This window comes from Gordonibacter pamelaeae 7-10-1-b (assembly GCF_000210055.1).
Lineage (GTDB): Bacteria > Actinomycetota > Coriobacteriia > Coriobacteriales > Eggerthellaceae > Gordonibacter > Gordonibacter pamelaeae.
Map to the genome: position 1 here is coordinate 948,212 of NC_021021.1, position 9,376 is coordinate 957,587.

Below are 9,376 nucleotides of genomic sequence, written 5' to 3' on the forward strand. Positions count from 1 at the left end.
CGCAGCGTCTCGTCCGGCAGCGCGGTGCCCGTCGCGTCGATGGCGCACCCGCCCAGCAGCGCCTCGGTGCAGGAGAACGCCGTGTCGTACTTCGCGCCCACGGCGTCCAGCACCTTGCACCCCTCGGCGATGATCTCGGGGCCGATGCCGTCGCCGGGAAGCAGGCAGATGTTGTAGGTTTTGGCCATGGTTCTACTCCTCGCCCAGCTTCTGACGCGTGCGGTTGATGAGGCCGCCGGCTTCGATGATCTCCTTGATGAACGGGGGGAAGGGCTGCGCCTGGAAGGTCTGGCCCGTCGTCTCGTCCACGATGACGCCCGCGTCGGCGTCCACGCTCACCACGTCGCCCTGGCTGATGGCGTCCACCGCCTCGGGGCATTCCATGATGGCGAGGCCGGTGTTGATGGAGTTGCGGTAGAAGATGCGCGCGAAGCTCTTGGCGACGACCACGTCGACGCCGGCCGCCTTGATGGCGATGGGCGCGTGCTCGCGCGACGAGCCGCAGCCGAAGTTCTCGTCGGCCACGATGATGTCGCCCGGCTGCACGCGTTCGATGAACGACGTGTCGAGGTCCTCCAGGCAGTGCTTCGCGAGCTCGGCCGGATCGGACGTGGTCAGGTAGCGGGCCGGGATGATGACGTCGGTATCGATGTCGCGCCCGTAGCGGTGCGCGGTTCCTTTGAATTGCATGGTCGCAGTCCCTCCTAGTCCAAGTCTTCCGGCAGGCCGATGTGGCCGAGCACGGCGCTTGCCGCGGCGATGGCCGGCGAGGACAGGTAGACCTCGCTCGTGGGATCGCCCATGCGGCCGACGAAGTTGCGGTTCGTGGTGGCGATGGCGCGCTCGCCCGCGGCGAGGATGCCCATGTAGCCGCCGAGGCACGGCCCGCACGTGGGCGTGGACACGGCGCAGTTCGCATCGAGGAACACGTCCATGAGGCCCTCCTCCATGCACTGACGGTACACCGCCTGCGTGGCGGGGATCACGATGCAGCGCACGTCGGGATGGATCTTCCGCCCGCGCAGCACGTCGGCGGCCTGGCGCATGTCGACGATGCGGCCGTTCGTGCAGGAGCCGATGACGGCCTGGTCGATCTTGATGTCGCGGGCTTCGGCGGCCGGGCGCGTGTTCGACGGCAGATGCGGGAACGACACGGTGGGCACGATGGAGGCGGCGTCGATCTCGTACACCTTCGCGTACATCGCGTCCGGATCGGAGTGGTACTCGGTGTAGGGGCGCTCGGTGCGGCCGTCCATGTAGGCACGCGTCACGTCGTCGACCTCGATGAGGCCGGCCTTGCCGCCCGCCTCGATGGCCATGTTCGAGATGCTCATGCGCTCGTCCATGCCCATGGTGCGGATGGCGCTGCCGGTGAACTCCATGGCCTGGTAGAGCGCGCCGTCCACGCCGATCATGCCGATGATGTGCAGGATGACGTCCTTGCCGGTGACGCCGGGGGCGAGCTCGCCCTCGATCTTGAACAGCAGAGACTCGGGCACCTTGAACCACGCCTTGCCGGTGGCGTAGCCCACGCCGGCGTCGGTGGAGCCCACGCCCGTGGCGAACGCGCCCAGCGCGCCGTACGTGCAGGTATGGCTGTCCGCGCCAATGATGAGGTCGCCCGCGCCGACGACGCCCTGCTCGGGAAGCAGCGCGTGCTCGACGCCCATGCAGCCCACCTCGTAGTAGTGGGTGATGCCCTGCTCGCGCGCGAAGTCGCGCACGATCTTGGCCTGCTCGGCGCTCTTGATGTCCTTGTTGGGGACGTAATGGTCGGGAACGAGGGCGATCTTCTCGGGATCGAACACCTTCTCGACGCCGATCTTGCGGAACTCTTTGACGGCGATGGGGGCGGTGACGTCGTTGGACAGCACGAGGTCGAGATCGCATTCGATCAGCTGACCCGGCTCCACTTCGTCGAGCCCCGCATGGGCGGCGAGGATCTTCTCCGCCATGGTCATGGGACGTGGCATGGGCTGCTCCTTGGTTGCGGTGGGCCGTGCGAACCCGCGCGGAGGCGCGGGCAGGTGGAAAACGCCCACCATTGTAGCACTCGCTTTACCACGCAAAAGAGAAGAGCCCCGAAGGGCTCTTCGTTGTGAAGCGATTTTCCATGTTTCGCCGCGACGGCGCCCGTCAGGCCGGCCTACCAGGAGCCGTGGTAGTCGTAGCCATAGTAACCGGCCGAGCCCATGGCCCCCGCAACCAATGCCGTGATCATGCCGCCTATCGCCAGGCTGATGAGGATTCCCAGCACGATCCACACCACGAAGCCGATGATGGTCCACTTCAGGGCCTCGCTCTTCACCTGCGGCAGCTTGTCCACGTTCACAAGCCACGAGATGACGATGCCCGGGATGCCCATGAGGGCGCCCACCACGAACCAGCCGAACTTCATGCCGCCGGTGAGCTGCATGAGCGGCGCCGGCATGTACATCGGCTGCGGCTGCGGCTGATACCCCGGCTGCGGGGCCTGGTAGGGCTGCTGCTGCGGCGGCATCTGCTGGCCCGTCGGCGGCTGCTGCGGCTGCGCGGGAGGAACCGGCTCGGGAGCATCGCATGCGGGAGGCGTGGGGATGCCCTGATCGGTGTTGTTCGTATCATCGGCCATAATGAACCTGCTTTCATCGAAGTTGCTTGCCAGCAAGTATAAAAGCCTCCTAGCGCACCCCCGCTTCGACCGGCAAATCCGTCATCGAACTGACACGTTGGCTACTCCCTCTGGTGTAGGAGCACGAGACAGCGCTGCCAGGCCACCGCACCAGCAGCGTTCCGGCGGCCGGCAGGCCGACGAAACCTACGAGAGCGCGGAGCAGAGGGCGTCAAGCAGGGTGATGGCGAAGTGCTGGGCGGAGCGTCCCTCGCCGGCATCCTCCCACATGGTGCCGGGCAGCTCCACGGCGATGCGCGACGAGGCGGCGGCATCGGCCACGCCGATGGCCGTCTCCAGGCGCAGGGGCAGCGTGGCCTCGTCGTCGAAGCTCACGCGCGGCACGGCCTCGGCCGTAGCCTCCTCGGCCAGCACGATGTGCACGAGCAGCATCTCCTGGTCGGGCTTCACCAAAAGCGAGTCGGCGCTCACGATCTTCGATGCGGGGCTCGTGGCCAGCGCGAGGTTCGACATGCGCGACGCCACGCTGCGCGTGAACTCATGCGTGCCGAACAGGCAGAGCGCATTGCTCTCCAGCACGTCGGCCGCACGCGCGAAGCCCAGGTGAACGGCCTCGTGCACGGCCTCTTTGCCCTCCCACGAATGGTGGAGGTTGCGGATGGCCGCGTAGGTGTACGCGCCGGCGATCCCGTCGGACGGCAGACCCAGGTTCAGCTGGAACTTGCGCAGCGCCAGCTCCGTGTACGCGCCGAAGATGCCGTCGTTCGCCCCGCAGGCGAAGCCCAGCGCGCCGAGCGCCTGCTGCAGCTCCTCCACGTCATGGCCGTGGAAATGGGGCATGCGCAGGTACAGCGTGCGGTCGCCCAGGAAGTACGAGGCGTCCACGAGCGCCGACCACACCTTGCCGGTGACGTCCTCGCCCGCAGGCAGGCCCGCCTGGATGCAGAACGCCCGCACGGCGGCGGCAGTCTGCTCGCCGAACGCGCCGTCGATGGCGGCCTGGTCGAGCAACCCGATGGTGGCCAGGCGCTGCTGCACGTCCTCGACGGCAGCACCCGTGTCATGTCGCTTGATGGTTTCCATGGGGGTCATGGTACCGCAGGCCGCCCTCCCCCCGGCATCCACGCTGGGGGTTTCACCAAAGGAACAGAGCGGCACGCAAGCGACGGCATCCACCCCCAAGTTGACCGGGCGGGAGCGAAGCGACCCGCCCATGCGCCCGGAGGGCGCATAACGGCCGCGCAGGTTGGCGTAGTAAGTCAGCGAGGAGCCCCCTGGCACCCGAGATTGGCGGGATCGCGGAGGTGAAGCGTACTGCGGTACGCGAACCTCCGGGATCGCGGCAAGATCGGGTGCCAGGGGGCTTCGCAGCGTCGAGTCGTTCCGGCGGCCGGCAGGCCGACGGAACCCTAAAGCGCGATCCGGTAGATTTCTCTCGCGTCGTCCATGGTGAGCTTCTTGTAGCTGCCGAAGGGCTCGCCTTTGTTCTCCTTGAGGGTGGGAATCATGCGCTCGATGTCGTCCTCGCCCACGCCCAGCTCGTCGAGCGTCACCGGCATGCCGAGCGAGGCGAAGAAGCCGCGCGTCTCGTCGATGGCCGACAGCGCGTCGGCTTCCACGTCGCCGGTGGGCGCCAGGCCGAACACCTCGCGGCCGTAGTGGGCGAAGCGCGACGGGTTCGCGTCGTAGACGAACTCCATCCACGCGGGGAACATCACGGCCAGGCCCGCGCCGTGCGTGATGCCCGGGTTCAGGGCGGAAAGCTCGTGCTCCAGGCCGTGCGTGGCCCAGTCCTCGTGGCGGCCGACGCCCGCGAGCCCCTGGTGGCAGAGCATGCCCGCCCACATGACGTTCGCACGCGCGTCGTAGTTGTCCGGCTCAACCATGACGCGCGGCGCCTCGGCACGCACCGTCTTCATGAGCGACAGGCACAGGTTGTCCGTCACGGGCACGGCGCCCACGTCGTCGAAGAACCGCTCCAGCAGGTGGCAGAACATGTCGGTGAGGCCGGCCGCCGTCTGGTACTCCGGCAGCGTGAACGTGAGCTCGGGATTCATGAACGCGAGCTTCGGGCGCTGCGCGTTGTTCGGATAGCCCGACTTCAGGCCCAGCTCGTCGTTGCTCATCACGGTGTTCTTCGATGCCTCGCTGCCGGCGGCCGGGATGGTGAGCACCACGGCGATGGGCAGCACGTCGTCCGTCTGCTGCTTCGTCTCGAAGAAGTCCCAAACGTCGCCGTCGTAGTGCGCGCCCACGGCGATGGCCTTCGCCGAGTCGATGACCGAACCGCCGCCCACGGCCAGCACCCAGTCGATGCCGTGCTCCTTGCACAGAGCGATGCCCTCGCGCGCAAGGCCGATCTCCGGGTTCGGCCGCACGCCGCCCAGCTCCACGTGCTCGATGCCGGCCGCGTCGAGCGACGCCTTCACGCGGTCGATGAGGCCGCTCTTCACCGCGCTCTGCCCGCCGAAGTGCACGAGGGCGCGGCGCGCGGCGCGCTCGGCCAGCTTCGCACCCACCTGCTCCTCCACCCCGCGGCCGAACACGAAATGCGTGGGCGATACGAACTCGAAATCCTCCATGGCAGCAGTCCTTTCCGCAAGCCTTCGTCGTTGGCCAACCAGTATACCGCTCCCCCGCCCCCGCATGCGCCACGTTCGCCGGATGCCGGGCCGGGCGGCGGCTGCAAGCGGAGGCGGCGAAAATACGCAAGGGAGGTGCTGGAACGTCGCAAGATCCCCGCAAGGTTCGCACGGCCGGAATGCAAGGAACGCGCAAGGTCGGCGCGGTACCGCAACGTTCGAATTGCGGTCGAGCGGCAAGGTTGCGGAGCTAAGATAGCCGCACGGATTCGTCCAGGCGGGGAGGACCGACACCCCTCACACCCATTTCCGATTTTGGAAGGGGGGGGGTGACCCTCTATGGATGATATGCTGCTTGCCCTTACCGGAGCGATCTTGCAGGTTCTCGGGCTGCACGTTGCGCTGTTGAACGTGCTGCTCGGGGCGGCCGGGCTTGTCGTCAAGCTCGTGTCGAAAGATTTGCCCCGGTCGTCCGACAAGGACGATCCGGGGCACAGCACATAACATCCGAACCGCCAAGACGATCCGAGAGCCGTGGGGAGTTAGCAGCTCCCTGCGGCTCGCCTGCATTATAGCAAACGCAACCGCCGCGCGAAAGAAGTAATTGTCACTTATAGCGGTTCTCCACAAGGAGGTATTCCGCAACCGCATTCCCTGGCGAAGGCAAACACTTCCAACACTCCCTTGGACAAAAACACCGTCTTTTCTTTATCCTTGTAATTGGATAATTTGAATTACGCAACTCTCACCAGCAGTTTCCGGAAAGGTCTTCTTCAATATGGCCGGACAAGGGATGGAATCTATAGATTAGGGCGTGTTTTTGTCCATGACTCTATAGCTTATATATTTGGCCCCTGCCGTGCCGCGCCCCTCACTGCTAGGAGCACAGGCGCGGGTGCATCGCAGCCGTCAGGAGGCCCGCCATTCTGTCATCCCAGCGCCACGTCCAGCACCATCATGACCAAAAACCCCGCCATGACGCCCAGCGTACCCACGTTCGAATGCTCGCCCAGGTGCGCCTCGGGGATCAGCTCCTCCACCACCACGTACATCATGGCGCCGGCCGAGAATGCCAGCATCCACGGCATGTACGGCGAGATAAGGCCCGCGAACAGCACCACCAGGATGCCGAACACCGGCTCGGCCAGGCCCGACAGCGCCCCCAGCCCGAACGCCTTCGGCGCGCTCATGCCCTCTTGCAGCATGGGAAGCGCCACGGCGGCACCCTCCGGTATGTTCTGGATGCCGATGCCGATGGCCAGCGCCACCGCCATGCCGAACATGCCCGGATCGCCTCCGTTCTGCGCGGCCATGGCGAACAGCAGGCCCACGCTCATGCCCTCGGGGATGTTGTGCAGCGTCACGGCCGTGAACAGCAGCGTGGGCCGCTCCCACTTGCTCGGCAGGCCCTCCGGCTTGCTCTCGCCCGGATGCAGATGCGGCAGCAGCTGGTGCAGCACCATGAGGAACGCCACGCCGATGACGAACCCGCCCGCCGCGGGTATCCAGCCCACCTGGCCCGCCTCCTCGGCGCGCTCGATGGCGGGGATGAGCAGCGACCACACCGAGGCCGCGATCATGACGCCGGCCGCGAACCCCAGAAACGCGCGCTGGATGGCCATGCTGTTGCGCTTGCGGAACAGGAACACCGAGGCCGCGCCCAGCGTGGTCATCAAGAACGTGAACCCGGTGCCCGACGCAGCCCAGAGAAGCGCGGTTTGCATGAGCGCCCTCCCATCGTATCGTCAACCGGCCCCCGCTCGAGCGCAACGGCCGGCGGCTTCATCTTAGAGGCACCAAGTGTAAGCCTTTTCGTCGGATTAACCGCCCACGTTTTCCCGGCGTTACCGAGTTGCCCCGCAGGCTGCGGCGCCTCGGGAGCAGTGCCGGCTCCTCGCGGCCTCGACCGGTCGCGGAAACAACCGGGTGAACGAGCGCCGCAGGGCGGCTCGGCTCGAACGCAGGCGTCGCGAGCGGCTGGCCGAAGGTGAGCACAATGAGGCCGGGGAAACCCCGGCCTCATCGAAAGGAATGCCGACAGCGTGCTTGGCGTATCCTCAACGTAGCTCACCCACAAGCCCTGCCGCTCTGCGGCGCCGCAATCATCACGAGACTGTACTTGGCGAAGATAGTCTTTTTCCGTTTACCATTGCGTTTGGTTCTACTGTCGGACAAGCCCGATTATAGGCTCTTTTCCCTGCAAACTGAACCCTTTCAGCTTCTTTTGTGCACGTGAGCAATGAAACCGTTACGATCGTCAACCGCCCGTTTAGTCCCCCCGCGGCCCGCCTTTCGCCCCGTCCGGCCGCGGTCGCTTCGCCTCGCCGCCCTTCGGCGCCCAGTCGCGCAGGCCGGCAACGGCGCCCCCGGCGATCTCCCACAGGTAGAGGCTCGCCACGGAGCCATGCGGCGAGTAGCGGCGGCGGTACTTCGCGAACAGCTCGGGCGTGATGCGGCGATGGTGGTGCAGCATGCGCAGGCCCCGCTGGATGGCCAGGTCGCCGTAGCTCATGATGTCGGGCCGCTGCATCGAGAACGTCATGAGCTCTCGGCCGTCCATACGCCGATGCCCGGCAGCGCCGACAGGCGGCGGCACACCTCGTCGTCGGGCAGGTCGGCCAGCTCCTCCAGGTCCAGCTCGCCGGCCAGCACGCGCTCGGCCGCGCCTTTTATGTAGCCCACCTTCCGAAACGACAGCCCGAACTGCTGCAGCTCGTCGTCGGGGCAGGCGGCCAGGGCCCCGGGCGTCACGTCGCCGAACGCGTCGGTCAGGCGCTTCCAGACGGTAACCTGCGCCTTCGTGGATATCTGCTGCCCCACGATGCAGTTGACCAGCGCCGCGAACAGGTCGGGCGTCACCTCGCGGCGCACCGGCCCGATAGCATCGATAGCCTCGGCCAGCCGCGCATCGCGCGCCTTCAGGTAGGCTATCGCCTGCTCGTCGTATTCGAAATAACGCTGCTCTCCCATAGGGTTCCTCTCCGCCGTGACCGGCGCATCGGCGCCGAGGGCGCGCAGACCTCGCCGGGTCCCGCCTTCGGCACCAGTATAACCGGCCCGGCGCTCAAGGCGCCCGCGAAGGCGCGCGGAGCGCACCGACAGGGCCCGCGCAATGCGCAGAGACGGAGTCGCCGGGCAAAACGCCGCGCCCACCATAGCCAGACAGCGCCGAAAGGGGTACCATCGGACACGCAGCGCAGCAGGCCCGCAAGGCAGCTGCGCCGACAGCAGCAAAGGCAGAGAGGCATATGAGGGGGAAATCATGAAGGACCATCCGGTTCGCAACTCGATCTACAACGTGTACTTCAGCCCGACGAAGGCGACCCAGAAGATCGCCTACGAGGTGGCCGACGCCATCGCGGCGGACCGCGACCTCACGAGCATCGCCATCAACCTGACGAAGCCGAAGAGCCGCCCCGTGCGCGCCGGCGGCCAGGAGAACGACGTGTTCCTGTTCGCCTTCCCCGTGTACAGCGGGCGCGTTCCCGCCGTGCTCATAGACTGCATCGACCAGTTCGAGGGCGACGGGGCGAAGGCCGTGGTCGTGGGCGTGTACGGCAACCGCCACTACGACGATGCGCTGCTGGAGGCCGCCGACCTGCTGGGCGAGCGCGGCTTCAAGGTCATCGCCGCCGGCGCGTTCATCGGCGAGCACTCCATGGCGCCGCGCGTGGGCGCCGGCCGCCCCGACGCGGACGATCTGGCCGTGGCCGCGCAGTTCGGGCACGACGTGGCCGCCCTCATCGAGCAGGGCGCGACCGAAACGCCCGCCATCAAGGGCAACCGCCCCTACCGCGACGGCATGCCCGACACGGGCGCGCGCCCCGCGACCACGGACGCCTGCACGAAGTGCGGCATCTGCGTGAAGCTGTGCCCCATGGGCATCATCGATGCCGACGACCCCGCCCAGGTGGCGGACGGCTGCCTGCAGTGCAACGCCTGCGTCAAGGGCTGCCCGCAGGACGCGAAGCGCTTCGAGGGCGAGCAGGCGGCAGCCATCGTGGCCATGCTCGAGGGCAACTGCCTGGAGCGCAAGGAGCCGGAGCTGTTCCTGTAGACGGCCGGCCAGGTACCGGCCGCGAGGGCTCTTTCTGCATACGGCTGACGGGAGCACAAGGGACGGCTCAAAAACCTCGGGGGTTTCGCGCCCTGCGCGTAGAAGGTTCTCGCAACCTCGTGGCAA

At 66.9% G+C, this 9,376-nt stretch carries 11 protein-coding genes; 2 read left to right on the forward strand and 9 right to left on the reverse strand.

Going from position 1 to position 9,376, the window contains the following annotated elements:
• The 6 genes from GPA_RS17310 to GPA_RS04505 form a co-directional block, all read right to left on the reverse strand.
• On the reverse strand, positions 1 to 188 hold a 188-nt coding region (locus tag GPA_RS17310; RefSeq protein WP_041239086.1), incomplete at its 3' end, for an isocitrate/isopropylmalate family dehydrogenase.
• Between the two features lie 4 nt (positions 189 to 192).
• The gene (locus GPA_RS04485) at positions 193 to 690 is read right to left on the reverse strand and encodes a 3-isopropylmalate dehydratase small subunit (protein WP_015539072.1); all 498 of its coding nucleotides are present in this window, start codon (positions 688 to 690) and stop codon (positions 193 to 195) included.
• Between the two features lie 14 nt (positions 691 to 704).
• Complete coding sequence (gene leuC / locus GPA_RS04490) at positions 705 to 1,973, reverse strand: 3-isopropylmalate dehydratase large subunit (RefSeq protein ID WP_041239088.1); 1,269 nt, start codon at positions 1,971 to 1,973, stop codon at positions 705 to 707.
• A 173-nt stretch (positions 1,974 to 2,146) separates the two neighbouring features.
• Positions 2,147 to 2,611: a hypothetical protein gene (locus GPA_RS04495; RefSeq protein ID WP_041240072.1), complete on the reverse strand. Its 465-nt coding sequence runs from the start codon at positions 2,609 to 2,611 to the stop codon at positions 2,147 to 2,149.
• Positions 2,612 to 2,797: 186 nt separating this feature from the next.
• Complete coding sequence (locus GPA_RS04500) at positions 2,798 to 3,703, reverse strand: peptidoglycan-binding domain-containing protein (RefSeq protein WP_015539074.1); 906 nt, start codon at positions 3,701 to 3,703, stop codon at positions 2,798 to 2,800.
• Positions 3,704 to 4,020: 317 nt separating this feature from the next.
• Entirely contained in the window at positions 4,021 to 5,193 is a 1,173-nt protein-coding gene (locus tag GPA_RS04505; RefSeq protein ID WP_015539075.1) for an iron-containing alcohol dehydrogenase, read from the reverse strand.
• Positions 5,194 to 5,532: 339 nt separating this feature from the next.
• Here GPA_RS04505 and GPA_RS18900 point away from each other — a divergent pair, with 339 nt between their 5' ends.
• Positions 5,533 to 5,697: a hypothetical protein gene (locus GPA_RS18900; protein ID WP_015539076.1), complete on the forward strand. Its 165-nt coding sequence runs from the start codon at positions 5,533 to 5,535 to the stop codon at positions 5,695 to 5,697.
• A gap of 425 nt (positions 5,698 to 6,122) precedes the next feature.
• On the opposite strand, the gene GPA_RS04510 is transcribed toward GPA_RS18900, so the two are convergent.
• The 3 genes from GPA_RS04510 to GPA_RS19960 all read right to left on the reverse strand — a co-directional run bounded on the left by GPA_RS04510 (position 6,123) and on the right by GPA_RS19960 (position 8,163).
• Entirely contained in the window at positions 6,123 to 6,917 is a 795-nt protein-coding gene (locus GPA_RS04510; RefSeq protein ID WP_015539077.1) for a ZIP family metal transporter, read from the reverse strand.
• Positions 6,918 to 7,462: 545 nt separating this feature from the next.
• Positions 7,463 to 7,735, reverse strand: a complete 273-nt coding sequence (locus GPA_RS19955) for a DNA glycosylase family protein (protein WP_231847570.1) — start codon at positions 7,733 to 7,735, stop codon at positions 7,463 to 7,465.
• Positions 7,732 to 8,163 (reverse strand): DNA-3-methyladenine glycosylase family protein, encoded by a 432-nt coding sequence (locus GPA_RS19960; RefSeq protein WP_015539079.1) that lies wholly within the window; start codon positions 8,161 to 8,163, stop codon positions 7,732 to 7,734. The genes GPA_RS19955 and GPA_RS19960 overlap by 4 nt, the downstream gene beginning before the upstream one ends.
• A gap of 292 nt (positions 8,164 to 8,455) precedes the next feature.
• Here GPA_RS19960 and GPA_RS04520 point away from each other — a divergent pair, with 292 nt between their 5' ends.
• Positions 8,456 to 9,250, forward strand: coding sequence for a 4Fe-4S dicluster domain-containing protein (locus GPA_RS04520; RefSeq protein WP_015539080.1), 795 nt, complete (start codon positions 8,456 to 8,458; stop codon positions 9,248 to 9,250).
• The last annotated feature ends 126 nt before the right edge of the window (positions 9,251 to 9,376 follow it).

Excerpts from the sequence above, each read along its gene's own strand:
- GPA_RS04485 (WP_015539072.1), bottom strand. The coding sequence starts at position 690 with ATGCAATTCAAAGGAACCGCGCACCGCTACGGGCGCGACATCGATACC.
- leuC (WP_041239088.1), bottom strand. The coding sequence starts at position 1,973 with ATGCCACGTCCCATGACCATGGCGGAGAAGATCCTCGCCGCCCATGCG.
- GPA_RS04495 (WP_041240072.1), bottom strand. The coding sequence starts at position 2,611 with ATGGCCGATGATACGAACAACACCGATCAGGGCATCCCCACGCCTCCC.
- GPA_RS04500 (WP_015539074.1), bottom strand. The coding sequence starts at position 3,703 with ATGACCCCCATGGAAACCATCAAGCGACATGACACGGGTGCTGCCGTC.
- GPA_RS04505 (WP_015539075.1), bottom strand. The coding sequence starts at position 5,193 with ATGGAGGATTTCGAGTTCGTATCGCCCACGCATTTCGTGTTCGGCCGC.
- GPA_RS18900 (WP_015539076.1), top strand. The coding sequence starts at position 5,533 with ATGGATGATATGCTGCTTGCCCTTACCGGAGCGATCTTGCAGGTTCTC.
- GPA_RS04510 (WP_015539077.1), bottom strand. The coding sequence starts at position 6,917 with ATGCAAACCGCGCTTCTCTGGGCTGCGTCGGGCACCGGGTTCACGTTC.
- GPA_RS19955 (WP_231847570.1), bottom strand. The coding sequence starts at position 7,735 with ATGACGTTCTCGATGCAGCGGCCCGACATCATGAGCTACGGCGACCTG.
- GPA_RS19960 (WP_015539079.1), bottom strand. The coding sequence starts at position 8,163 with ATGGGAGAGCAGCGTTATTTCGAATACGACGAGCAGGCGATAGCCTAC.
- GPA_RS04520 (WP_015539080.1), top strand. The coding sequence starts at position 8,456 with ATGAAGGACCATCCGGTTCGCAACTCGATCTACAACGTGTACTTCAGC.